The organism is Leptospira kobayashii, from assembly GCF_003114835.2.
Lineage (GTDB): Bacteria > Spirochaetota > Leptospiria > Leptospirales > Leptospiraceae > Leptospira_A > Leptospira_A kobayashii.
On sequence record NZ_AP025028.1, the window covers coordinates 3,557,999 to 3,579,747 of the forward strand.

32 protein-coding genes and 2 pseudogenes are annotated in these 21,749 nt (G+C 37.8%); 25 read left to right on the plus strand and 9 right to left on the minus strand.

Annotated features, from left to right (window positions below):
* Nucleotides 1–5: 5 nt before the first annotated feature.
* The 5 genes from DI077_RS16115 (at nt 6) to DI077_RS16135 (ending at nt 3,669) form a co-directional block, all read left to right on the plus strand.
* Nucleotides 6–647: a hypothetical protein gene (locus tag DI077_RS16115; RefSeq protein ID WP_109021319.1), complete on the plus strand. Its 642-nt coding sequence runs from the start codon at nt 6–8 to the stop codon at nt 645–647.
* Nucleotides 648–1,157: 510 nt separating this feature from the next.
* A complete protein-coding gene (locus tag DI077_RS16120; RefSeq protein WP_100736135.1) occupies nt 1,158–1,364 on the plus strand; it encodes a toxin-antitoxin system, antitoxin component in 207 nt (68 codons plus the stop codon).
* Between the two features lie 717 nt (nt 1,365–2,081).
* On the plus strand, nt 2,082–2,312 hold the full coding sequence (locus tag DI077_RS16125; protein ID WP_109021320.1) for an antitoxin: 231 nt from the start codon (nt 2,082–2,084) through the stop codon (nt 2,310–2,312).
* Complete coding sequence (gene vapC / locus DI077_RS16130) at nt 2,309–2,713, plus strand: type II toxin-antitoxin system tRNA(fMet)-specific endonuclease VapC (protein ID WP_109021321.1); 405 nt, start codon at nt 2,309–2,311, stop codon at nt 2,711–2,713. Before DI077_RS16125 ends, vapC begins: the two co-directional genes overlap by 4 nt.
* Nucleotides 2,714–2,820: 107 nt before the next feature.
* Entirely contained in the window at nt 2,821–3,669 is an 849-nt protein-coding gene (locus DI077_RS16135; RefSeq protein WP_109021322.1) for a GIY-YIG nuclease family protein, read from the plus strand.
* Between the two features lie 10 nt (nt 3,670–3,679).
* Here the strand turns inward: DI077_RS16135 and DI077_RS16140 are convergent, their stop codons facing one another.
* On the minus strand, nt 3,680–4,048 hold the full coding sequence (locus tag DI077_RS16140; protein ID WP_217351565.1) for a VOC family protein: 369 nt from the start codon (nt 4,046–4,048) through the stop codon (nt 3,680–3,682).
* Between the two features lie 71 nt (nt 4,049–4,119).
* On the opposite strand from DI077_RS16140, the gene DI077_RS16145 reads away from it, so the two are divergent.
* The 13 genes and pseudogenes from DI077_RS16145 to DI077_RS16205 all read left to right on the plus strand — a co-directional run.
* On the plus strand, nt 4,120–4,566 hold the full coding sequence (locus DI077_RS16145; RefSeq protein ID WP_167837187.1) for a MarR family winged helix-turn-helix transcriptional regulator: 447 nt from the start codon (nt 4,120–4,122) through the stop codon (nt 4,564–4,566).
* Nucleotides 4,567–4,598: 32 nt separating this feature from the next.
* Nucleotides 4,599–5,162 (plus strand): hypothetical protein, encoded by a 564-nt coding sequence (locus tag DI077_RS16150; protein WP_109021324.1) that lies wholly within the window; start codon nt 4,599–4,601, stop codon nt 5,160–5,162.
* Complete coding sequence (locus tag DI077_RS16155) at nt 5,159–5,494, plus strand: hypothetical protein (RefSeq protein ID WP_109021325.1); 336 nt, start codon at nt 5,159–5,161, stop codon at nt 5,492–5,494. Before DI077_RS16150 ends, DI077_RS16155 begins: the two co-directional genes overlap by 4 nt.
* Nucleotides 5,495–5,685: 191 nt before the next feature.
* Complete coding sequence (locus DI077_RS16160) at nt 5,686–6,147, plus strand: VOC family protein (protein WP_109021326.1); 462 nt, start codon at nt 5,686–5,688, stop codon at nt 6,145–6,147.
* 303 nt (nt 6,148–6,450) lie between these two features.
* Nucleotides 6,451–7,017, plus strand: coding sequence for a dihydrofolate reductase family protein (locus tag DI077_RS16165; RefSeq protein WP_109021327.1), 567 nt, complete (start codon nt 6,451–6,453; stop codon nt 7,015–7,017).
* A gap of 181 nt (nt 7,018–7,198) precedes the next feature.
* A complete protein-coding gene (locus DI077_RS16170) occupies nt 7,199–8,536 on the plus strand; it encodes an adenylate/guanylate cyclase domain-containing protein (RefSeq protein WP_109021328.1) in 1,338 nt (445 codons plus the stop codon).
* Nucleotides 8,537–9,521: 985 nt separating this feature from the next.
* Nucleotides 9,522–9,752 carry a DUF6597 domain-containing transcriptional factor gene (locus DI077_RS16175; RefSeq protein WP_242935245.1) on the plus strand — a complete coding sequence of 77 codons (231 nt, stop codon included), beginning with the start codon at nt 9,522–9,524 and terminating at the stop codon, nt 9,750–9,752.
* Between the two features lie 160 nt (nt 9,753–9,912).
* Complete coding sequence (locus DI077_RS16180) at nt 9,913–10,293, plus strand: VOC family protein (protein WP_109021329.1); 381 nt, start codon at nt 9,913–9,915, stop codon at nt 10,291–10,293.
* 19 nt (nt 10,294–10,312) lie between these two features.
* Nucleotides 10,313–10,453 (plus strand): hypothetical protein, encoded by a 141-nt coding sequence (locus DI077_RS16185; protein ID WP_242935246.1) that lies wholly within the window; start codon nt 10,313–10,315, stop codon nt 10,451–10,453.
* 388 nt (nt 10,454–10,841) lie between these two features.
* Nucleotides 10,842–11,015, plus strand: a pseudogene (locus DI077_RS16190) (adenylate/guanylate cyclase domain-containing protein); the annotation flags it as partial.
* 204 nt (nt 11,016–11,219) lie between these two features.
* Nucleotides 11,220–11,558 (plus strand): ArsR/SmtB family transcription factor, encoded by a 339-nt coding sequence (locus DI077_RS16195; RefSeq protein ID WP_109021330.1) that lies wholly within the window; start codon nt 11,220–11,222, stop codon nt 11,556–11,558.
* Nucleotides 11,559–11,560: 2 nt separating this feature from the next.
* Entirely contained in the window at nt 11,561–12,070 is a 510-nt protein-coding gene (locus DI077_RS16200) for an SRPBCC domain-containing protein (protein WP_109022136.1), read from the plus strand.
* Nucleotides 12,071–12,221: 151 nt separating this feature from the next.
* A pseudogene (locus DI077_RS16205) lies at nt 12,222–12,329 on the plus strand (VOC family protein); the annotation flags it as partial.
* 142 nt (nt 12,330–12,471) lie between these two features.
* Here the strand turns inward: DI077_RS16205 and DI077_RS16210 are convergent.
* Entirely contained in the window at nt 12,472–13,482 is a 1,011-nt protein-coding gene (locus DI077_RS16210) for a GDSL-type esterase/lipase family protein (protein ID WP_109021332.1), read from the minus strand.
* Nucleotides 13,483–13,805: 323 nt separating this feature from the next.
* Here DI077_RS16210 and DI077_RS16215 point away from each other — a divergent pair, with 323 nt between their 5' ends.
* The 4 genes from DI077_RS16215 to DI077_RS16230 are packed head-to-tail and all read left to right on the plus strand — an operon-like array spanning nt 13,806 to nt 15,475.
* Complete coding sequence (locus tag DI077_RS16215; RefSeq protein ID WP_109021333.1) at nt 13,806–14,162, plus strand: VOC family protein; 357 nt, start codon at nt 13,806–13,808, stop codon at nt 14,160–14,162.
* A gap of 32 nt (nt 14,163–14,194) precedes the next feature.
* Entirely contained in the window at nt 14,195–14,539 is a 345-nt protein-coding gene (locus DI077_RS16220) for an ArsR/SmtB family transcription factor (RefSeq protein ID WP_109021334.1), read from the plus strand.
* The gene (locus DI077_RS16225) at nt 14,526–14,999 is read left to right on the plus strand and encodes an SRPBCC family protein (RefSeq protein ID WP_109021335.1); all 474 of its coding nucleotides are present in this window, start codon (nt 14,526–14,528) and stop codon (nt 14,997–14,999) included. The genes DI077_RS16220 and DI077_RS16225 overlap by 14 nt, the downstream gene beginning before the upstream one ends.
* Before the next feature lie 59 nt (nt 15,000–15,058).
* On the plus strand, nt 15,059–15,475 hold the full coding sequence (locus DI077_RS16230) for a GFA family protein (RefSeq protein ID WP_109021336.1): 417 nt from the start codon (nt 15,059–15,061) through the stop codon (nt 15,473–15,475).
* A gap of 216 nt (nt 15,476–15,691) precedes the next feature.
* On the opposite strand, the gene DI077_RS16235 is transcribed toward DI077_RS16230, so the two are convergent.
* Nucleotides 15,692–16,255: a dihydrofolate reductase family protein gene (locus tag DI077_RS16235; protein WP_109021337.1), complete on the minus strand. Its 564-nt coding sequence runs from the start codon at nt 16,253–16,255 to the stop codon at nt 15,692–15,694.
* Nucleotides 16,256–16,388: 133 nt separating this feature from the next.
* On the opposite strand from DI077_RS16235, the gene DI077_RS16240 reads away from it, so the two are divergent.
* The gene (locus DI077_RS16240; RefSeq protein ID WP_242935247.1) at nt 16,389–17,087 is read left to right on the plus strand and encodes a hypothetical protein; all 699 of its coding nucleotides are present in this window, start codon (nt 16,389–16,391) and stop codon (nt 17,085–17,087) included.
* 15 nt (nt 17,088–17,102) lie between these two features.
* Complete coding sequence (locus DI077_RS16245) at nt 17,103–17,468, plus strand: DUF4180 domain-containing protein (RefSeq protein ID WP_109021338.1); 366 nt, start codon at nt 17,103–17,105, stop codon at nt 17,466–17,468.
* A gap of 82 nt (nt 17,469–17,550) precedes the next feature.
* Here the strand turns inward: DI077_RS16245 and DI077_RS16250 are convergent, their stop codons facing one another.
* The 6 genes from DI077_RS16250 to DI077_RS16275 form a co-directional block, all read right to left on the minus strand.
* A complete protein-coding gene (locus tag DI077_RS16250; RefSeq protein WP_109021339.1) occupies nt 17,551–18,033 on the minus strand; it encodes an SRPBCC family protein in 483 nt (160 codons plus the stop codon).
* On the minus strand, nt 18,020–18,349 hold the full coding sequence (locus tag DI077_RS16255; RefSeq protein ID WP_109021340.1) for an ArsR/SmtB family transcription factor: 330 nt from the start codon (nt 18,347–18,349) through the stop codon (nt 18,020–18,022). Before DI077_RS16255 ends, DI077_RS16250 begins: the two co-directional genes overlap by 14 nt.
* Before the next feature lie 202 nt (nt 18,350–18,551).
* Entirely contained in the window at nt 18,552–19,118 is a 567-nt protein-coding gene (locus tag DI077_RS16260; RefSeq protein WP_109021341.1) for a DUF4256 domain-containing protein, read from the minus strand.
* A gap of 115 nt (nt 19,119–19,233) precedes the next feature.
* The gene (locus DI077_RS16265) at nt 19,234–19,617 is read right to left on the minus strand and encodes a DoxX family protein (RefSeq protein WP_109021342.1); all 384 of its coding nucleotides are present in this window, start codon (nt 19,615–19,617) and stop codon (nt 19,234–19,236) included.
* A gap of 12 nt (nt 19,618–19,629) precedes the next feature.
* Entirely contained in the window at nt 19,630–20,094 is a 465-nt protein-coding gene (locus DI077_RS16270; RefSeq protein ID WP_109021343.1) for an SRPBCC domain-containing protein, read from the minus strand.
* Between the two features lies 1 nt (nt 20,095).
* Nucleotides 20,096–20,416, minus strand: a complete 321-nt coding sequence (locus DI077_RS16275; RefSeq protein WP_109021344.1) for an ArsR/SmtB family transcription factor — start codon at nt 20,414–20,416, stop codon at nt 20,096–20,098.
* A 296-nt stretch (nt 20,417–20,712) separates the two neighbouring features.
* Here DI077_RS16275 and DI077_RS16280 point away from each other — a divergent pair, with 296 nt between their 5' ends.
* Nucleotides 20,713–21,747, plus strand: coding sequence for an alpha/beta fold hydrolase (locus DI077_RS16280; protein WP_109021345.1), 1,035 nt, complete (start codon nt 20,713–20,715; stop codon nt 21,745–21,747).
* Nucleotides 21,748–21,749: the final 2 nt, after the last annotated feature.

The window sequence follows — 21,749 nt, forward strand, 5'->3', positions numbered from 1 at the left end:
AAATTATGAGTAATAATTCCGGCAATATACTTACAGATTTCATTGAAAAATTAGATTCTTTAATTATCTTATTGAGATTTTCAAGAGAAGAAATATATGAAAAACTACCGCACAATTTTCTTCTTTGGGGAGAAGGCAAAGAAATTGAAATCAATTACCTAAAATACAAAGAACAAATTCTCGATTCTACCACAATTTTAGGTTGTTCCTATTTTGAAAATTTTCTTCAAGATTTCTTTCGTGCACTATATAAGCACAATCCATCTTCACTACCGAATAAAAAAAAGATAGAAATAGATTTTATAATGAAAGTTAACACATACAATGAAATACTAGATTATATTATCGATAGCGAAATTCATGAGACATTTTATAAAAGTATTTCTGAGGTGCTAGCAATACTAAGTGATAAATTTGGGTTTCAAATTTCGGCAAACAATATTTCTTCAATTCAAACTGGATTTCTAATTCGAAACTGCCTGATTCATAATAAAAGATTATACGACAATAAGCTTGCAGATAATTTAAAAAAACCAGCTCTCACGCAAATAGATTTCAGCGAAAGTGAAATTCATGATCTTGGACTAGTTCTTAGAAATTTTTCAAGAGATTTATATGAGCAAGCAATTGTGAAAAAGATTATTTAACTTAACGTGGATAAAAAATGAATTCACAAGAATTAGAAAATTTTCTGAAGACAGAGTTTACTGCAATAAAAACTTACCCGACAGGACTAATTGCCTTAAATAGAGATAATTTGGACTATTTTGTTGAATCTTGCCATGAGTCTAAAATCAGGGAAATCATACCTCTTTATCATGACAAAGTAACACGCCTAATGAACACATTGCCTGGCATAGGAACCTTAACCCAATTCTTACTATGTTGCCATTCATAATGAAATTTTTAGAAAAGAAGACTTCCCTTTTCATTATTCTCTATCCGAATAAAAAGGAAACGTCGTATAACTACGCCTTACCGCTACGCTGCGGGATTCGCTTTCGCTCACCGGAAAAATTGAAAATTTTACCATTGTAGTTGTTGTTTTTGTAGACAAATCTAATAAATCCGATGAAAAATTAAGAATAATTTCCGCGAGAAAAGCTGATAAATCAGAAGAGAAAGAATATCTCCAAAGATTAGGTAAACACTAAGAAATGAAAAAACATTACGATTTCTCAAAAGGCAAAAAAGGAATCTTCTTCATTAAAGATAAGAAAGATATCCATCTTCCTATATACCTTGATAATGATATTGAAGAATATTTTTCCAAAATTGCTTTTTCAAAAGGTAAAGACATCAATTCTATAATTAATAAAGTTCTCAAGAAGGAAGTTGAACTGCAAAAGGAACTTTCAGCTTAAATATATTCTTCATACTTCCCGTTTTGTATGATGCTTACAAGCATACGAACAACAGTAAACATCATTTATTTAAAATTCGATTCCTGAAATAATTGTCTAATTCTAATATTGGTTAGTTTTTTTAAATGCATTTTCTCTTGGATAAAAAACGAGAAAGCAAATAAATCCAGTTAGTTCAACTGTTTATTCCACTTTAATTATCATCTTCCTAGCGATAATAATTGTTTTTAAATTTCTTAAACTCCAATAGCAATAGATTTTAATTAATAAAATATAAGTAACTGCATTCTAAATTTATAATTAGGAATGGGAAGATCCAATATTCACTAATAAAAGCTACGACGTATAACAACGCCTTACCGCTACGCTGCGGGATTCGCTTCGCTCACCCTTGCTCGGTCTCCGACACATTGTCCTCCGTTACGTTTCTTGCTTAAGCAAGAAAGCGTGCCGACGCTAACGTCTCTCCGAGACTCAGCTACGGACAACGTCGGTAAGGCTAGTTCGTTAGCCGAAAGTCAGTAATTCTATTAATTTGAAATACAGTGGAAATGAAAAAACTGAATATTTTAAGCAAAATTAAAGCGGATTATTAAAATTTTCTAACTCTTTTCTTTAAAACTTTGTTAAGAAAGAATCAGAAATTTAACATTTGTGTCCCTATTTTTTAATTCCATAGCTTGACATAATAATATATATCTCATAGTATATATTATTATGAATAGAGCTAAATTATTCAAAAATGGCGATAGTCAAGCAATAAGACTGCCGAAAGAGTTCAGATTTAATGGTAAGGAAGTCTATATCAGAAAAGAGGGAGCAAATGTTATCTTATCTCCTATTGATGATGCTGCCGATAGGCTCTGGAGCATCTTAGGGCAATTTCCTGACGACCTACGAATTGAAAGAAATCAGCCCAAAGGCTTCGACAAACGTGAAAGCATATGAGCCAATATTTATTAGATACGAATATCTGTATCTATATCATTAATAAAAGGCCAGAAGCTGTTCTCAAAAAATTCAAGAAAATCAGTTTAGATAATATCTTTATTTCCTCCATTACTGAATTCGAATTACGATATGGAGTCGAAAAGAGTCAAAGACATGAACAGAATTTAAGGATACTCGAAGATTTTCTTGGGTATCTTAATATCATTTCTTTTGACGGAAATGATAGCAATGTAGCTGCTAATGTTCGAACTAGGCTTGAAAAGAAAGGCGAAGTCATTGGACCATATGACTTATTAATTGCCTCTCAAGCTATTTCAAGAGAACTCATTCTTGTTACTAATAATGAAAAGGAATTCAAAAGAATTAAAGAAATCCAATTAGAGAATTGGATTCATTAACTCGCTGATCATCGGCTAACTACGCCTTACCGCTACGCTGCGGGATTCGTTTCACTCACCCTTGCTCATTATGCGACATTAGTTTAAAAATATTTCAAAGAGAACCCATGGGAAAAAAAATAACAATCTACCAAATTGATGATAATGAAACTGGTCCAAAAACGATTGAAGTTGGCGGATCCTCTCTAAGAGCAATTTATTCTCCGAGATCTAGATTAAAGGAATTATTAAATAGAACTGAATATAAAAATCCAGGTATCTATGTTTTAAATTCATTTCCAAAAGAAAATACTTTCAATGAGCGAATTTATATTGGAGAAGCTGATCCCCTTGAAGAACGATTAAAAAATCATTTATCAGACGATACAAAAGATTTTGTTGAATGTGTTGCGGTTTTCAGCTCCAATCCAGGTGAATTAACAAAAGCACATATTAAAAATATGGAATCAAAGCTATATGTATTTGCAACAAATTCAAAAAATTGTGAAATTGATAATTCAAATAAACCCACTCTTTCAACTTTATCTGAAGCAGATGAATCTTTGGTAGATAATTTTATTCAGCAAATAAAATTAATCTTTCCACTATTGGGATTTCGATTTTTAATTCCTTCCACTATTCTATCAGAAAACATAGAATTACAAAATCTCCAAAAATTTAAAATAACCAGAAAGGGACTTTCTGCAAATTTGATAATTAATGACCAAGGTTATGTTGTATTGAAAGGATCAACGGCGTCTAAAGAAGTCTTTTCCTCTTTAGGAAGCTATACAGCTTTAAGAAATAAACTAATTGAAACAAATGTTCTAATTGAATCAAATGGACATTTAGTTTTTAACGAAGATACAATTTTTAGTAGTCCGTCAGCAGCATCATGTATTGTATTAGGCACAGCATCATCTGGACCTGAAGAATGGAAGACTGAAACTGGAATTAAGCTGAAAGACATAAACTAACTTCGCATAACTAGGGTTTATCATGGACAGTTAGTATATATCCATCTAAGTCTTTGAATTGAAAAGTCATTCCAAAGGGCCCCATTTCAGGACTACTAATAATCTCCGCTCCCTTTTCTCTAATTTCTTTGCAATAAGCCACCGAATCGTCACATTTAAACCATAAAGCAATTCCTGTCCCTGGATTCTTTAGCTGTGATAAGTCGACAACCGGTTCACGAATCGCAAAAGGGATCGGAGAGGTATCAAATACCACAGCATGCGGTGGACTGAAGGAGGCTGTTCGAAAACCCAAAACCTCAGTATAAAACTTCTTTGAAGCCTCTATATTTTTTACCTGTATAGCAAGAAAGTCTGCCCCTTTTAGAGTTGCCATCATTTACCTCCCAAGCAATATCAGCACACTGATACATATAATATATCAGCATGCTGATATGTCAAGAGGAAATAATGAAGAAATTTTATGCAGAATCACACCCAGGTTATTTATTAAAAATTGCCCAGCATGAACTTCGTAAAATGATGGATAACAAATTAAAAGAAATTGAACTTACAACACCACAATATGCTACCCTGAATGCAATACACGAATATCCAGGAATCTCAAATGCCGAAATAGCACGTAAAAGTTTCATCACACCTCAGACATCTAATTTGATTATTAAGAATCTAGTAGAGAGAAATCTAATTATAAGAAAAGTAGATTCCAAACATGGAAGGATTCAAAAAAATACATTGTCTGAAGCCGGTAAAAGACTATTGGGAACTGCAAATAATTATGTTGAAACCGCCGAATATGAGCTATTTTCATCACTCTCACGGGAGGAAATAAAAATCTTAACATCGTTATTACAAAAAATATTAAAAAGAAAAATCGAAAAAAATATCTTTGGCTAGTTCGTTATACTAAATTTCAGGATTAAAATAACTTGAGCATTTTGAAAGCTATTCAATTTCCCTTTTTACTGACAGCACTATTGGGGCTTGTCGGTCTACAAACTAACTATTGGGTTGGGCTTCTATTAGATGCACCTATTCTTGAATTGGAAGAATTAGAGACGAGACCTCCTCGCCTTGTTGTACAGGTGACCAATTTAACCATGAAATCCGTCTTCCATAATCTCGTTATTAACATGAAGTTCGATCAAGACCCCATTGTAACTAAGGCCAACACAATAGCCATCCCACCTTCGTCTCTGCATCGTCGTGATCCATCTGTTGAAGGCAGAATTCTAGCCTTCTATATTCCGACAATTCAACCCGGTCAAAGTTATCATCTAGAAATTACCTTAGATACAACGCAAACACTACCAATGTATACCACCTTTCATCTGACTTCATCGGAAGCAGTTCTTCTAAAGCGTCCTTCCTTTGAGACATTCCTTCTGCGCCACCACATCCTTTTGAACGCAATTCTACTAAGTTTTTGGTCCCTCAGTATCGGCTTTTATTTCTGGAAAATCAATAAACATAAACGGAGGAAACGTTCATGAATAATAAAGCAGTTTTAGTAGTTGCAATCTTGATGCTGACAACGGTTAATTTGTATCCGAAAGAAACATGTATTATAGGCCTACGCGCACCAGATGGATCTCCAGCCAAATTTCAGATTATCGAACATAGTTCTTCTAAAGTGTTAGCAATTTCCAATAATAAGGGAGCTGCTACAATCATCTACGATTCTCCCGCTATGTTAGAAACGCTTTTAGTGGAAATTAAATTGGATATTTTGACCGCGAAAATTTATGCACTGCCCATTAAGCTCCGTGACTCATTCTATCCGGATGCCTACTGTGGGAAATGGCTCGACCTTAATTTTAACTAAGTCCAATTCAGAAACTGCGCATAACTATGGCTTATCGCTATGCTTTAGGATTCACTTCACTCACCTACGACCAACGTCGATAAGCCTAGTTCATTATCTGCAATTTAGTGCTTAAGAAGTGAATGATAAAATTACACCACTTAAAATCATTAGATTCAATTCTTACGCGTTTAAAAAAAAGGAGTCGATTTATGTCTAAAATTACACCCTTCCTTATGTTTAATGATCAGCTTGAGGCTGCAATAGCATTCTATACTTCAACGTTCCCTGATTCGGAAATAAAGAATATTGCTCGCACTGGCAACGATGGTCCAATTACATCGGCCGAATTCGTCATCGGCGGTCAATTTTTTATGGGATACAACGGCGGTTCATATTTCCAGTTTTCAAATGGTTTTTCGCTTTTTGTTGACTGTAGGGATCAAGAAGAAGTCGACGAGTATTGGAATAAGCTTATCAGCGCAGGTGCAAAACCACTCCAGTGTGGGTGGATTACTGATCAATTCAGTATAACTTGGCAAATCGTACCCAGACGTTTCATGGAACTTATTAACGATCCCAATCCGAAAAAAGTAAAAGCTGTAATGGATGCCATGATGGAAATGATAAAGCTTGAGGTTGCTACACTTGAAAAGGCTTATAATGAGGCTTAAGTAGTTTCGATAACTACAGTCTGTTCGATGAATCAGTGATCTATTTGGAGTTTGGGCCTATGGGCTGGATGATTTCAGAACTTAACTTTTTAAAAAGTTTCCCAAAATCCATCACGTTAGGGTAATAATGCGATGGATTTTGGAACACACATCAAGATTCACATAACTACGATTTATCGATACGCTGCGGGATTTTACCAAAGACCGGCGCACTCAAGATTGATTGCGATCGCTTGTTCGACGCTTTGGAAAAATTGAAAAAAAACGATAAGAAAGACATAGGCGAATAATAAAAGGAATCATATGAGAAAGTTAATTGCAGCAATCAATATGACACTTGACGGGTTTTGTGACCACACCTCAGGTGTCCCTGACGAAAAAATACATCAACATTATGCCGACCTGTTGAGAAGTGCTGATACAGCTTTATATGGCAGGATAACATACCAACTTATGGAATTTTGGCGAACCGTGCTGAAAAATCCCACAGGCGATAAAACAATGGACGACTTTGCAGCTGCAATAGACAACATACCGAAGATTATTTTTTCCCGCACACTGAAAAATGTAGATTGGAAAACTGCGAAATTAGCAACTCAAGACCTTGAGAAAGAAGTTTTGGATCTCAAGCAACAATCGGGTAAAGATGTTCTTGTGTGCAGTCCAAGCTTGATTGTAGCTTTGACGAAACTTAATTTAATAGACGAATACCAACTTTGTGTTCACCCTGTTATCGCAGGAAGTGGTTTGCCGTTATTTAAAAACATCAGTGAAAAAATTACGCTTAAACTCATAAAAACCAAAACGTTTAGCGCTGGTGCAGTCATTCTCTATTATGAACCGATAAATGTAAAAACAACGAATCATTAACATGAGGGTATTGGCATATCCCGAAAGTACGGCGAGCTTCGACAATAACGTCCCAATTGGGACATAGATGCGGACTATGTGTTCATAAGCCTAGTTCGTTAAGCGCCATTGTTTAAATTCATAAAAAATTAAATTTATTCTTCTTGAAACAAGAAAAGATAGAAAGAAGCTGCATCCCAGAATGAGAAAAGTAAATTCTATATATGATATGATTCAAGAATGGTTCCAATTAAAAAAAATCACCAGTGGACTTACTGGATCTGAGTTACGATCAGTTCGCACTACGCTTTACGTTCAATTTAGTATGTTTTTAATACCAACGCTCCTACTTGTCTCAGTGTATTATAATGAACCGCCAGAAACTCATTTATATTCTTTTATCCATTATTTCATTCTAATAATTCCATTATTATTTGCATTCGTCCTTATTAGGATGCGTTATTTCAATTTATCCGCTTTACTTACGTTAGTATCTATTAATTACCACCTCGGAGCACTGACATTAGCTCAAGCAGATGATCCGGCACCGCTAGGTTTTTTAATTACCTCAATTTTATCATTTCTAATGATCTCTAAGAAATTTAATGTTTCCCGATTTATAATGTCTATCGTGCCTTTAGGATTTTATATTTCGAGTCAGTACTATTATAGAGTTTTAGGCGGGAATGCATTATTTGGCCCACCCAAATGGATAGTATCAGCAGAGTATCTCATTCCCCCTCTAATACTAGTATGCTTTCTTATAGTGTTGATTGTTTACCAGTTTGTGAAAGCCGTAGATATGGCAGAAACAAAATTAACCGAAGAACATGAAAAGTCAGAAAAATTATTATTAAATATAATCCCCCAAGAGATAGCTGAAGAATTAAAACAAAAAGGAGTTAGCACACCTAGACAATTTAATTCCGCCACAATTTGTTTTACTGACTTTGAGGGTTTTACAAGTATCGCCGAAACTATGAGTCCAAAAGAGTTGGTAGCTGAATTGGATAGATGTTTTTCATACTTTGATAGCCTAATGGATCATTACAATCTTGAAAAACTAAAAACAATTGGGGATAGTTATATGTTTGTTGGAGGGATCCCCACTGAAAATAAAACACATGCCGTGGATTCTGTAATGGCAGCAATAGAGATACAAGCCTTTATGAACCAAATGAAAGATATAAAAAAATCTCAAAATCTACCGTATTGGGAATTAAGACTAGGAATTCATTCCGGTGAAGTGATTGCCGGAGTAATCGGCGATAAAAAATTTGCGTATGATGTTTGGAGCGATACAGTCAATATAGCAAGCAGATGTGAATCTTCAGGTGCTACTGGAAAGATAAATATATCCGAGGCTACCTTTGAACTTGTTAAAGACTTTTTTGATTGTGATTATCGTGGATATATAGAAGCAAAAAATAAAGGCAAAATTAAAATGTATTTTGTTAATGGTATACTAAAGGAACTTCAAGAAAAAAATAATCCAAACACTCCCAATAGTCAATTCAAAACAAGATATGCATTATTATAACCAAAAGATCATGGAACCATGACAAGGCGTTAACTGTTTAGAACGAATTTAAAATCTTCTAATACAATAATTACGAGATGATACATTTCCAAACCGATCATCGTAGCACATCCGATGTTCGTTGCCAATTTCAGAGCTCTATTTTTTTAGAGTAAATCAAATTTACCAATACAAAAAACCCCGATTATTCCGCATTATCGTATAGCAACTAACAATATTTTAAATTTCACTCTACTTACCCTGCTCCGACTAAAGCAAAATCCCCCTCTCTGATTCTCATACATACAAAATAAAATCTAAAAATATTTGTAAAATGAAATGTAAAAATATCTAGTAAAATATTTGTGATTAGAATAACAAAACCCAGAAATATGAAATTGGAAACTAATAGATTATCATTAGGAATTGGCAAGAAAATGATATAGATGATTTAATCGAAGGATTAAACGATTTTAATGTTTCAAAATGGCTTGCTTTAGTGCCATTTCCATATTCAAAGGAAAAAGCCGATGATTGGATAAAGTATTGTATAAAGAATGATACGGAAAATAATCATTTGCAGAAAAAATCAGGTTTTCATTTGAAGAGTTAGGATTAAGAAAACTCGAAAATGGTTTTTTTGATGGAAATGAATCCTCTAAAACAATACAAGAAGGATTTGGATACAAGATTGAAGGAAGAAGACGAAAGAAATATTATTGTATGGCCGATGGCGAATTAAAGGATGAAATAATAACCGGATTATTAAGAGAAGAGTGGATTAAATAAAATAAAAAATATTTCAAAATAGATTTTACTCCATCTAACCATAGCCTACCGTTACTCTACGATATTCGCTTCATTCACCCCTCATGCTCTTCCGCTTTTTAATCCGCGATCATAGATAATAACACCTCAAGCTATAGATATGTATAACCCGGTCAAAGATGGTATAAAAAAAACAGTTCAATCGGTAAGATATACCGAGGCGACACCGCCGCGCGATTTGTCAGAATTAGTGCATTGGTTTTGGGAACTGAAGACTGAATCTGTTTTGCCTGATGATTTCTGTCTTCACGTCCTTCCCGATGCTTGTGTAAATATCCTATTCAATATGGCAGATCCGCCAACTGCAGCGAACTCTCAAAAAGACAACGGGCTTTTCTCCTCACGACTTTCTCAAAGTATTACGCCTGCAACAGTCATTCAGAGGACATTACTTGGAGTCTTACGCTGACCAGTCCCACTTCATTCACTCGTTTAAAAAAATTACAGGTTACACACCCGCCGAATACTTCAAAAATTTTAATGTCTGATATATACAATACAAACTGTATATCGACCGCTATAATAAACCTTCAATATGTTAGAAATAACAAACGAAGGAGATACTTTTTATGGCAAAGACCAATGCAATCGGATGGTTCGACATCTACGTAAATGATTTAGAACGGGCTGCAATATTTTATGAAAGCGTATTCAAGCAAAAGCTTGAAAAAATGCCCGATCCGACAGGTGAAACAAAAATGATGAGTTTCCCTGCGGAGATGGCATCCTATGGGGCAGCAGGTGCTCTAGTAAAGTCAAACCATGCCGGCCCGGGAATCGGTGGCACAATGGTTTACTTTAGTGTTGAAGATTGTTCAGTAGAAGAATCAAGAGTTGTTGCCGCCGGAGGTAAAATAATCAGACCGAAGTTCTCAATTGGAGAATTCGGCTGGGTAACGTTATGTGAAGACTCTGAGGGAAATATGTTCGGTCTCAATTCAATGAAGTAATGTCACCTAATTATCATTAGTGAATAAAAAATTACAAACGCTTCGTCCGGAACGCCCCAAAAACGATCCGGACGTCAAAAAACAATTTCTTTCCAATCTACCTTCCTATCTAAAGCCTGCCAGTAACTTAGTATCAGCTGGAAACGGACTTTACACCTGAAAGATCATCCCCTCTTATCGTTTTGACAAACTTGCGCCTTAGGAGGTTACATCATCCATGATAACCAGGATCCGATCCGCTTTCCGTTGGATACTCGGACGGCACCTTATAGCTTTCCTCCCTGAGGAAGAGCGACGCTCCTTTCGTCTCACTGCCAATACTCTGGTCTGCCTGGCAGCACAGATTTTTTTGTGTTTCTCATTATGGGTGCAACTGGTCGCAATTGCTTTCATCTTCCCCGGCCAACAAGCAAATCTATATCTATCGGTAGCCATGCTCCTACCTCTGCTGATCGTCGTTCGCAAACGCAAAGTTACGCGAATGGTTCTTGCTTTCGTTCCGTTTTTTTTGTTTATCGCGCACGAGACCTACTTCAAAGTCCTAGGAGGAAATCGCTCAAGAGTTGAAGGACAAGGGAGTTTCCGAACCTCGCCTTCATAACAACGCAACCGTTTGTTTTACCGACTTCCAAGGTTTCACTCAGATTGCAGAGACACTGTCACCGACGGAACTCGTTGGAGAACTCGACCGTTGTTTCTCATACTTTGGACTCTTGGCGGATCTCAGACGGGCGGGAGAAGAGAGAATTCCCAACGAAGAATTTCGAAAACGGTATAAACAGCTCTAACACCGCTCTTAGAACTCGCGAAACCAAGAAACAGTCGTCGTCAAACCCCAAAATGACAATCGGAACCTTTTTTGAGTCAATCTTAAAAGGTTGACTTTTTTCCCTTATATAACAACATGTTTATATAAACGATTAGCTATGCAAACTCTCGACTCTACCTTCGCCGCACTCGCTGACCCAACTCGCCGTGCGATACTTATGCGCCTTGCGAAAGGCGACTCAACTGTTATGGAGCTCGCTAAACCCTTCCAAATGAGCCAGCCAGCCATCTCGCGGCATCTCAAAATTTTGGAGGAAGCAGGCCTTATTTCAACCACGATCCGTGCGCAAGAGCGTCCTCGCCGACTTGAAACTGCGCCGCTCAAAAAGGCCACGGATTGGATTGAGAAGTACCGCCAAATGTGGGAGAAACGTTACCAAGCGCTCGACGGACTACTCGAAGAATTGCAGGCAATACAAACAAATGGAGATCAATGAAAATGACAACAGATCAAAAAGAATTGAAGGTAGAGCTACGGGGCGAAACCGAAGTAGTGGTTACGCGCTATTTTGCGGCACCTCGTCAATTGGTATTCGATTGTTTTACAAAACCGGAATTGATGCGCCGATGGTTGACTGGTCCGGAAGGCTGGACTGTTGAGAAGATAGAGAACGATCTTAGGGTCGGCGGCAAATACCTGTACGTCTTTGCGGATTCAAACGGAAACAAAGGAGGTGTTTATGGAAAATTCCTAGAGGTGATCGTGCCTGAGAAAGTTGCAAATAACGAGAATTATGCGATGGACATGGCTACGTTTGATCCGGACGGTCCGGAAAATCCGGATGCTACCGTCGAGTCCCGCACATTTACTACCGAAGGAAATCTAACTCTCATGACTCATGTATGCAAATACGCCTCTGCGGAAGTGCGTAAGGCGGAACTTGGCGCGGCTGAAGGTTGGGTAGAACTCTGCAAAGTACTCGATAAATTATTATTAGAGCTTGTTTGAAGAATCCAAGACATGTAGACTCTGCCGCGGATAGCGACCTTTTCCCGGTAGAGAGCAAGCTTACAAAATCAATTTAGGATAGTATTACATGGCAACAACAAAGAAGAGAAGTAGTTTGACGAAATCTAAATCTAAATCTAAAGAAACTAAAATTTTGCAACTTAAATCGCATAAAGATCCTGCAAAAGCCGAACGCGCAACACAAGCAATGCCGAAGATGCAGAAAATTGACATCGCTGCGCTTAAGGCTGCGGTCGGTTCAAACGACTTTTTCTTTTTACCTCACAAGATAAGTACTATATTTGCTACGCTTCACCCCGTTTGCAGCGGGGTATCACATAACTAATATTAATCTCACTGCACAGTCATTTATCTTGACTATTTTAAAAAGTTCAAGGCATTCAGAAATCCGAAGCACCCTTAAGTTTACCCTGCAAAATTCGATTCATAAATTCTGGTTGCGGTAGTGATTTTTGCAAATCGGATTCTGAAGGTATGGTTTGACTTTTTGTTTCACCAAAGGTAAATCCGGAACAGGGATTCTCTGGCAAGGAAGGCATCTTCTTGATCGCGCGAATCCAAGAACAAGCCATCTTCTGATATCCTGCCGGGCTAGGATGTACTCCATCGAATGAGTAATCAGTGGCCAATGTAAGTGCGTCGTACATATCCACAATGACCACTTGGTTGGAAAATTTAGTACCAATCGCATTGGCCAGCTTCTGATCAATCCACTCATTGTATGTTTTAACAAGCGGATTCAAAACCGTATTATCCGTACATTTTGTACAACTGGCCGCAGGCTTCATAAAGCGGACAATTTTAGCTACATAGATTGTTCCATTTCCACTTTGCTGGATTAAATTTTTTACGATTTGAGTCAGATTCTGAGTCGCCCAGTCCACGGACTTACCTTGTGCGAAATCATTCGTCCCTGCATGAACCAATGTAATAGATGCAACACTTGGAAGCATCGCAATGGGCACCAGCTGGTCGGTGCGAAAGCCGGGATATCCGTCATGCGACATGGAATTGGTTTGCCACTGAGAAGTATAGGATCCGCCGCACTGATACCCGACCGTTGCAAAACCAAATTGATTCGAAGGTTGCAAGGCGAGCTCAGTCATCCAGCCTCTATAACCTCCACCCCACATATAAACCGCGCAAGTCATACATTGTTGGATTTGACCGCCATTGATTGTAGTACCCATGCAAATTCCAGGTGTCCCATAACACTGAACATATCCATAACCATAAGTAATGGAATCGCCGAACTGCCGAATGATCGGTATACTCGCAGACTGTTTGACGCCTAACGGCTCGGCAGCAATCCGTGTCGGCCATAATAAGCTGTAAAAAACGATCGCTGATAGTACACTCGTTGATAGAAAACGAAAAATGTGAGTAAACATAAATTCTCCGTTCAAGCTTTTGTATTTCCCAAGGAAACCATCGCATATCCCGTATAAGTTTTTGCTATACCGTTAGATGCTAAAAAACAAAGACGTGCAAGTAAAAATTCAAGCTTATAAATAAATTATACAATTGAGTGATTCGAACACTCCCTAAAAATATCAAATCAATGGAATATCAAATATTTCTACCGCAAGCGGATTTAGACTCACTTGTGAAATGCTATTGGACATTGGAAAACCGGCCGAGAGCCATTTCGAAAGACAACAATTGATGCAATTTTGTATGATATATTTGCATCATCAAATAAAATAAGGAAAAAATGAAAAGATCATTAATCATCGCAGCAATCATTCTTGGAATCGGAATTAACAATTGTAAAAATGAAAGCAAACCCGATTCACAAACCTTGAAGCAGAACAAAAATTTAATATCGATTGTAGAAATCCCGGCAACTGATTTTTCAAGAGCGGTAACATTCTATCAAACATTATTAGGCGTTAAAATCGAAAAGATTGATATGGAAGGTACGCAGATGGGTATATTGCCAAATAACGGATATACCGTGAATGTCGTTTTAGTAAAAGGCAATGGTTACATTCCCAAAAATAAGATCATATCCGCCACTTGTCACGGAGGGATTGATTCAATTTGCTCTCCGGTGGTAAATTTTTGTTGACATGCAGGTATTTACCTGCATGTTGTTTCTATATGCCGAAAGAAATGGAAGAAGTTGGCAAGGTGTTCAAGGCACTGGCGGATCCGAACCGTCGGAAAGTTCTCGATCTACTTTATGCCAACAATGGCCAACCTCTTTCAGCTCTTTGCGAACAGTTGGATATGCAAAGGCAGTCGGCGTCACAACACATTGACATCTTAATCGATGCGAACTTGGTAACCGTAGTTTGGAAGGGTCGAGAGAAACTCCACTTCATCAATCCGGTTCCGATTCACGAGGTCTATGAACGTTGGGTTAGAAAATTTGAACAAAATCGCTTAGGGTTTTTACACGACCTGAAAGCACAGCTGGAAGGAGAAAACAATGGAAAAACCTAGTTTCGTTTATGTTACGTACATAGTCAGCACACCTGAGAAGGTATGGAATGCATTAATTGATCCCGAAATAACGCGCCAATATTGGCTGGATCCGTTAGCTAAGAACCCTGCACATATCAACGTTTCGAATTGGGAACCCGGTTCGGAATGGAGGCACGAGCGCTTGGATGATGCACGGACAACCGACATTATGGGCAAAGTCGTCGAAAGCATTCCTCCACGCCGTTTGGTTCTTACATGGGCTAGGCCGAAGGAAATTGAAGAAGAATCCAAACACGCCCGTGTAACATTCGATATTGAGCCTTATGCCAATGGGATCGTTCGCTTGGTTGTTACGCATGAAGATCTGGATCCGCAGATGTTTGCAGGGATATCCGTTGGTTGGCCGGGGGTTCTTTCGAATCTCAAAACATTCCTGGAATCAGGTCGTGCTCTAGCGCAACACATTTCGGTAACCTAACAATCACATAGCGATCATGAACCAACGATTTTTCAAGAACTTTCAAATGGAAAACAAATATGAATAATCCCTACTCCGGCGGATGCGCTTGCGGCGCCATTCGCTACGACATTTCCGATGAACCGATATTTATGAATGATTGCCAGTGCCGGGATTGCCAAAGGATGAGTGGCACCGGCCACGGATCCTATTTGACGTTTCCAAGTCGGGCAGCAGTAAAACTGAATGGTATGGCAACTAACTTCAATATGGTTGGCGACAGCGGCAATACAAAGACTAGCGGCTTTTGCCCCGAATGCGGCTCGCCCGTATATATGACGTTCGCTGCAATGCCTGAACTATTTACCGTGCACGCTGCGAGTCTTGATGATCCGAGTCGATACAAACCTCAGGCTGTGACATACGGTGCGCGTGGTTATACTTGGGATCACCTTGATCCGTCGCTGCCGAAATTCGAAAAGATGCCGCCGGCATAAGGAATTATCGGTGAACGAGAGTTTGGTGTCTGAATATTTATTTAATATGGACGAACCTATTAATAAAAGTTTATTACTAAATCTGTATTAATGGGTTATTTTCTCACGACATGATAATTAAAGCATGTCGTGATAGGACAAAAGTTGGACTCCTGCAATAACTGAGTCACTTACTGGCATTACCCGGCATCACAATTATATTTTGATTGCTTCGGTTTATTTGAATGATTTTTTTTTCTTTGCAGCCTCATAAATCAACTGCACAACCCCTGATTTGAATACATTGGCTTTAATCAATTTCAATCCTATTCGTTCCTTTAAATTTTCAAACAACGGCTTTCCGCTTCCTAAAGCAATAGGATGTACCGATATTCTGTATATATCGATAAGATTTAAATTGATAAACGTCTTGATAAGACTTGCTCCGCCATACAGCCAGATGTCTTTCCCTTCCTGTTTTTTAATTTCCGCTACCTTATTGTTAATATCCGAACTGATGAAAGTAACTCTTTTATCTTGTATATCTTGATTGGAAAAAACAAATTTTTTCTTTGAATGTACTCCTTTCCATAACATTTGTTCCGCCGGACTTGCTTCAGCATCAGGCTGAAAATTTCCCCAAGCATCATAACTGACTCTACCGTAAAATATGGTGTCTATGCTTGATAAGAAACCGTCAAAATCCATATCATCATCCATTATACACCAATCAATTTCTCCATTCGGACCTTCAATAAATCCGTCTAAAGTTACAGCTAAGTCTAAAATTATTTTTTTCATTTTGTTGTATTAGGATAGTCCGGTCAATAGTCAAGCCGGATTGCATATCCAATATGTCTTTAGATTGACAAGCGATCCTTTTCCTGTTAGTTTCCATGGAAGTACTATAATCGTTATTTTGTGAGCGAAACCGTTGATTGCACGAAACAGCATTCTCTTTGCACTTATCATATTATCCTTTCTGAATGATTGCAATTTACCCATAAAGGGAAAGGCTTATGCATGGAGCGACGAGCAAAGTTATATGAATTGGCATGACAGCGAATTGATGTGTAGAAAAAAAGGGATGAGATTACCCGAACTGAAAGAAATGCAAATGGCTCAAGAATCAAAACTCATGGACGAATGGAGAAAGGAGATCAACGCTAAACTCATTCCCATTCCCGCTTTTTGGCTCGCAGTTTCCGAAGGCAAGGATGCATACATATTTCCGATTCATGTAAAAATTGATGGTTATTCGGTTTCAGTAGAAAAAAAATCCAAAGAGCTGGTTCGATGCGTCAGGGATCTCAAAATGGAGAGAATCATAAAATCATCGAAGCCGATTGCGAATTGGAGTTCTTACCAAGGTTATATGACAAAAAATGCTGCGGTTGAACAATGCAAACAAATAGGAATGAGACTTCCATCTAACGGTGAAATCCGGCAAGCATACTTCGATAGGATAACCAATGAGTGGAATAAAGAAGATGATTCTGAAAATTTTTCTTATTGGACCAATGAAGAAGTTCCCGGGTTCACATTATTTACACCTGGTGATGGAATCTTTTCTTCAAGTGGCGGAAAGTTTTTGGGCAATGCACATGTCAGATGTATTCGTGCTCAAAACTAAATACGGAGAACCATTATGAATTTGCACAAGGTAATCGAAAATAATATAGAAATTGTATCGGTAAATAGCAAAGAAATACTAATTACCGACACTCAGTCCGCATTGGATCTTATGGCTACAATCAGATATGAAGCGGACTGTGATCGATTCATTCTCAATAAAAACAATATAACCGAATACTTCTTCGAATTGAAAACCGGACTTGCCGGTAGTATATTGCAAAAAGTCATCAACTACCAATTGAAGCTAGCTATCATAGGAGATTTCTCAATCTATACAAGTAAAAGTTTAAAGGATTTCATCTATGAGATGAACTCAGGCAAAGATATTTTTTTTCTGGAAAACGAAGAGCAAGCAATAGAAAGACTAGCCAAAGTTTGATCAAAGATCGAGTTCGATAAACCGCTTAAAGATTTTCTAACTTTTTTAACCACCCCCAAGGCTTCCATTCTCGACTGAAACATCATTTTAACGTCTCCAAATACTTGCTGAGGTTTCCAAGATGTTGTTTGCCACCTTCGATCGCACCGTATTTTTTATTAACTCTTTCAAGCTCCTCTTTGCTAGGGAAAATCTGTTCCATTGTCAGATTTGTTCCTTCGCCGGCTTCTTTAAATATAATCTTTGATTGAAAATCAACATCCTCAGTGCCTTCACCGTCACCTATATGTTTATAGTAAATATGATGAGGTCTCTTAATGTCTATAAATTGGATTTTGTTTTTATAGTCATGTCCATCGGGACCATGCATGATAAAGTCCCAAATCCCACCATTCGAGAAATCCATACTCTTTGTCGTTAACGTAAAACCGTCCGGCCCCCACCACTGGGAAAGATGTTCATGAGATGACCATACCTCAAATACAAGATCGATTGGTACGTCAAAGTATCTGTTATAAATAACCTTATTGTCTTGAATGATTGTTTCATCACTATTTTTTATCACGGAGTTTCTCCTTCTTGATTTTTAATAAATATTTTTCCAAGTTATCTAAACGTTTATTCCATAAGTTTCTAATATCTAATAACCAATCTTCCATTTCACCTATTCCCGAGTCATCAAGGCTGTAGATACGTTTTTGCGCCTCCTTCTTCATACGTAGGACTTTCGCTTCTTTTAATACTTTTAAGTGCTGCGAAATAGCGGGAGAGCTCATCCTGAAATTTCGACTAATCTCCGTCGAGGTAAGCTCCCCTCTCTTGGCGACCAATCTCACAATCCCTCTTCTCGTATCGTCCGCCAAAGCGGCAAAGGCATTCATTTTTCTATATTTAAGTAATTACTTAATTAAGTCAATACTTAAATTAAAGTATAAAACATTTCCCGAAAATGTTGCTTAATTCAACTTAACTTAACGGATTATTTTATTTGTTTTTATTAATAGATTTATCGATTGCGGAGTTATCATCAGATCGTTGAGGGAATTTGTTTTTTACTACCCCTCAACACTGATAAAATAAAATTTAAACCTTTAGGGAGCCGCGAAACCCTCTTGCTGCATAATAAGATTCCGCACCGTTATGATACACGAAGACATGGTCGTAACGGCAATCACAGAAGAGAGCGCCGCCAAGTTTTCTAATAGCAGAAGGTGTTTTCACCCAGCTTGAAGTTTTCGTATCGAAATCTCCCAGTTCCTGCAACTCCCGATAATCTTCTTCCGTTAAAAGTTCGATGCCCATTGCAATTGCCATATCAATGGCATTATTTTTCGGCTTATGCTCTTTCCTGGATTCCAGAGCCTCACGATCATAACAAACACTTCTCCGACCATTAGGGCTTTCCGCCGAACAATCATAAAAAATAAACTCGCCTGTCTTTTTATCATGACCGACAACATCCGGTTCACCTCCGGTTGTTTCCATTTCATTAAGCGACCAAAGTTTTTCAGAATTAGCTTCCAGCTTTGTTTGTATTTTATTCCATGAAAGACCTTTATGGCGATTCATGTTTTTTTCAAAACGAGCTTTCAATGTGCCGAGTAGTTCTTCCGTTTGTTTTGGGGATAACTCTTTCTTATTACTTTTCATACATTTATATTATCTCCGTTGAAATCGAATTTAACGATCATTCTCAATTGTTCCAATTCTTTCTGCCAGCTTTTGGCTTTGCTAAAATAAGAATCAACCTTCGAATTCATTTTATCTATTGATTCAAATTTGCCGAAATGGTTTTTCTATCCGCAGGTCTGAAATACCAAGATACCACGGTCAGAACCAGCAATAATGTCGGCCCGAAAAACTCCTTGGCTTCGTCTCCGCAAGCCAAGTGGGAAAATACCGCACCTGACATGGCAAAGAAAAAACCAGCATACGCCCATTCTTTTAGTAAAGAAAACCTAGGAACAAGAACTGCGATCACTCCCAAAATTTTCCAAACACCTAGGATCGTTAGAAAATAGGAAGGGTAACCCAAACGGGCAAACATATCCACTTCTTCTTTCATTTTCAAAACCTGTACGATTCCGGTCGATAGCATTCCCAATGCAAGCCACAGAGTGGAAACCCAATAGATGATTTTATTTTTCATTGTCATACCCTGTTATTTTAATTTGTTTAAGATGTCCTGTAGCCTGTTATGCGCCATATTAATACCTTGAGCAAAAGGTAACTTCAGTATTTGGTCCCTATCTGCGACTGATTTATATACTATATGCATACTGAGTTTGCTTGTTTCATCGGTGAGTTTTTCAAATTCCAAGAATTCAAGTTGAACCGGGAAAGTAGTATTTTCCATTTCAAATGTCCGCGTGATTTTTTCATTCGGACAAAACTCATGAATCACCCCGTTGAATCCGTATTTATTTCCTTTGGGATCACTTGTTTCGAATTGATAACTGCCGTGCTTTTTATTTTCCAATTTCAGCACTTTTGTTCCCATCCATTGCTCGACGATTTCAGGTTCAACATACGCCTTAAAAAGCAATTCCAACGGCAAATCGAACTCCCTGGTTATCGTTAACTCCTGTTTTCCGTCTTCAGCATTAAGTTTCGTTTTTTGTTCCATGTTATTTGCCTTTGTATTTTTTCATGATTGTTTCTAATTTGTTGAATCGATCTTCCCAGATTAGGCGGAATGGTTCAATAAAGTCGGCTACTTCTTTCATTTTTTTTGCATTGATATGATAATATATCTCTCTACCTGTTTGTTCCTGCTTCAGCAATTCGCACTCCGTGAGAATCTGCAGATGTTTTGAAACGGTAGGTCTTGCCGTGTCAAAGTTTGCAGCTATGGCTCCCGCAGTCATGGATTGCGAAGCAACCAACAAAAGTATGGTCCTTCTTGTCGGGTCCGCTATTGCTTGGAAAACGTCTCGTCTTAAGTTCATTGCGTAGTTATTTAACTACAAATAAAATGTAGCTATTTAGCTACGCAACTTTTTTTTGAAAATTTTTATTCTTTGGAAAGCATCTTTATGTGTCCATTGTGTGTTTTCAAGGTTATGCCACTTAGCTGCAACGGCTCCGACCGGATTGACAATGAAGGAACTCGCGAAACAATCTATCCAATATGATTACACTTGATAAATTCAGAAAGCTTTCTTATGATCATTGTCGCTTATTGCCAAATTGCACCGAAGAAACTAGTCGATTTGGTTAAACAAAAAAAGTAGTCTGTAAAATTATGAGTAAGTTAATCATTAGAAAATCAAATACTCTTATACTTTGCATTTTATTCAGTTTTATCCCCAACTGTGCATCCCAAAACAATTTAAAAGAATCACATGCTGATCCTTCTTCAGTGATTTCATCCTTAGAAAAAATCAATATTGGCGGAACCGATCAATGGATTCTCTCCCGTGGCAATGATATAAAAAAACCCGTTTTATTAATTGTTCACGGTGGACCGGGTGCTGCCTCCATAGGCTTCGCAAGATATTTCTATAATGAATTGGAAAAGCATTTTATCGTTGTTAATTGGGACCAGCGTGGCTCAGGTAAATCTTTTTCATTCTTCATGCCGGAAGTAACCCCTGAAACTTATGTTTCAGATACAGTTGAAGTCATTCTTTTCCTCAAGAAAAAATTCAATACTAAGAAAGTCTTTCTTATGGGGCATTCTTGGGGCGGATACATCGGTGCAATTGTTGCCCATCGCCATCCTGAACATCTGCTCGCGTACATCGGTATAGGGGCTGTAGTTCATGGGGAACAAAGTGCCCGCATCTCGTATGAATTTATACTGAATCAAGCCCGGAAAGATCCTGCATTAGCTTCGCAAGCAAACGATCTGACATTAACATCCTATTTGGAAAACAGACGCAAATGGTTAAACAAATTCGGAGTCGGTATGTTTCATGGCAATCATAGAAACGATGAAGATGAATTTCTGCGAGGTGTAATGTTCGATTCGCCGGATTATTCGTTGATGAACATGGTGACTTATTTACCGGGGATTTGGAAGACTTCTTCCCGGATTCGACCGTTCTTTTTCAAAATGGATCTTTTCAAAGAAGCTCCCGAAATCAAAGTCCCTGTTTATTTTTTCTCCGGACGTTTCGATTACTATAATCCGGGAGAAATATTGGAACAATACGTTTCCGTTCTGAAAAGTCCCAAAAAAAGTATACATTGGTTTGAATGTTGCGCACATGCACCTCACTTCGAAACCCCGGACGATTTCGCTGCAAAATTGATTTCTGCAATCGATTCAAAATAAAA

Bases quoted from the DNA above. Each gene is read 5' to 3' on its own strand.
- DI077_RS16115 (WP_109021319.1), top strand. From the start codon at position 6: ATGAGTAATAATTCCGGCAATATACTTACAGATTTCATTGAAAAATTA.
- DI077_RS16120 (WP_100736135.1), top strand. From the start codon at position 1,158: ATGAAAAAACATTACGATTTCTCAAAAGGCAAAAAAGGAATCTTCTTC.
- DI077_RS16125 (WP_109021320.1), top strand. From the start codon at position 2,082: ATGAATAGAGCTAAATTATTCAAAAATGGCGATAGTCAAGCAATAAGA.
- vapC (WP_109021321.1), top strand. From the start codon at position 2,309: ATGAGCCAATATTTATTAGATACGAATATCTGTATCTATATCATTAAT.
- DI077_RS16135 (WP_109021322.1), top strand. From the start codon at position 2,821: ATGGGAAAAAAAATAACAATCTACCAAATTGATGATAATGAAACTGGT.
- DI077_RS16140 (WP_217351565.1), bottom strand. From the start codon at position 4,048: ATGATGGCAACTCTAAAAGGGGCAGACTTTCTTGCTATACAGGTAAAA.
- DI077_RS16145 (WP_167837187.1), top strand. From the start codon at position 4,120: ATGAAGAAATTTTATGCAGAATCACACCCAGGTTATTTATTAAAAATT.
- DI077_RS16155 (WP_109021325.1), top strand. From the start codon at position 5,159: ATGAATAATAAAGCAGTTTTAGTAGTTGCAATCTTGATGCTGACAACG.
- DI077_RS16160 (WP_109021326.1), top strand. From the start codon at position 5,686: ATGTCTAAAATTACACCCTTCCTTATGTTTAATGATCAGCTTGAGGCT.
- DI077_RS16165 (WP_109021327.1), top strand. From the start codon at position 6,451: ATGAGAAAGTTAATTGCAGCAATCAATATGACACTTGACGGGTTTTGT.
- DI077_RS16170 (WP_109021328.1), top strand. From the start codon at position 7,199: ATGAGAAAAGTAAATTCTATATATGATATGATTCAAGAATGGTTCCAA.
- DI077_RS16180 (WP_109021329.1), top strand. From the start codon at position 9,913: ATGGCAAAGACCAATGCAATCGGATGGTTCGACATCTACGTAAATGAT.
- DI077_RS16195 (WP_109021330.1), top strand. From the start codon at position 11,220: ATGCAAACTCTCGACTCTACCTTCGCCGCACTCGCTGACCCAACTCGC.
- DI077_RS16200 (WP_109022136.1), top strand. From the start codon at position 11,561: ATGACAACAGATCAAAAAGAATTGAAGGTAGAGCTACGGGGCGAAACC.
- DI077_RS16210 (WP_109021332.1), bottom strand. From the start codon at position 13,482: ATGTTTACTCACATTTTTCGTTTTCTATCAACGAGTGTACTATCAGCG.
- DI077_RS16215 (WP_109021333.1), top strand. From the start codon at position 13,806: ATGAAAAGATCATTAATCATCGCAGCAATCATTCTTGGAATCGGAATT.
- DI077_RS16220 (WP_109021334.1), top strand. From the start codon at position 14,195: ATGCCGAAAGAAATGGAAGAAGTTGGCAAGGTGTTCAAGGCACTGGCG.
- DI077_RS16225 (WP_109021335.1), top strand. From the start codon at position 14,526: ATGGAAAAACCTAGTTTCGTTTATGTTACGTACATAGTCAGCACACCT.
- DI077_RS16230 (WP_109021336.1), top strand. From the start codon at position 15,059: ATGAATAATCCCTACTCCGGCGGATGCGCTTGCGGCGCCATTCGCTAC.
- DI077_RS16235 (WP_109021337.1), bottom strand. From the start codon at position 16,255: ATGAAAAAAATAATTTTAGACTTAGCTGTAACTTTAGACGGATTTATT.
- DI077_RS16245 (WP_109021338.1), top strand. From the start codon at position 17,103: ATGAATTTGCACAAGGTAATCGAAAATAATATAGAAATTGTATCGGTA.
- DI077_RS16255 (WP_109021340.1), bottom strand. From the start codon at position 18,349: ATGAATGCCTTTGCCGCTTTGGCGGACGATACGAGAAGAGGGATTGTG.
- DI077_RS16260 (WP_109021341.1), bottom strand. From the start codon at position 19,118: ATGAAAAGTAATAAGAAAGAGTTATCCCCAAAACAAACGGAAGAACTA.
- DI077_RS16265 (WP_109021342.1), bottom strand. From the start codon at position 19,617: ATGAAAAATAAAATCATCTATTGGGTTTCCACTCTGTGGCTTGCATTG.
- DI077_RS16270 (WP_109021343.1), bottom strand. From the start codon at position 20,094: ATGGAACAAAAAACGAAACTTAATGCTGAAGACGGAAAACAGGAGTTA.
- DI077_RS16275 (WP_109021344.1), bottom strand. From the start codon at position 20,416: ATGAACTTAAGACGAGACGTTTTCCAAGCAATAGCGGACCCGACAAGA.
- DI077_RS16280 (WP_109021345.1), top strand. From the start codon at position 20,713: ATGAGTAAGTTAATCATTAGAAAATCAAATACTCTTATACTTTGCATT.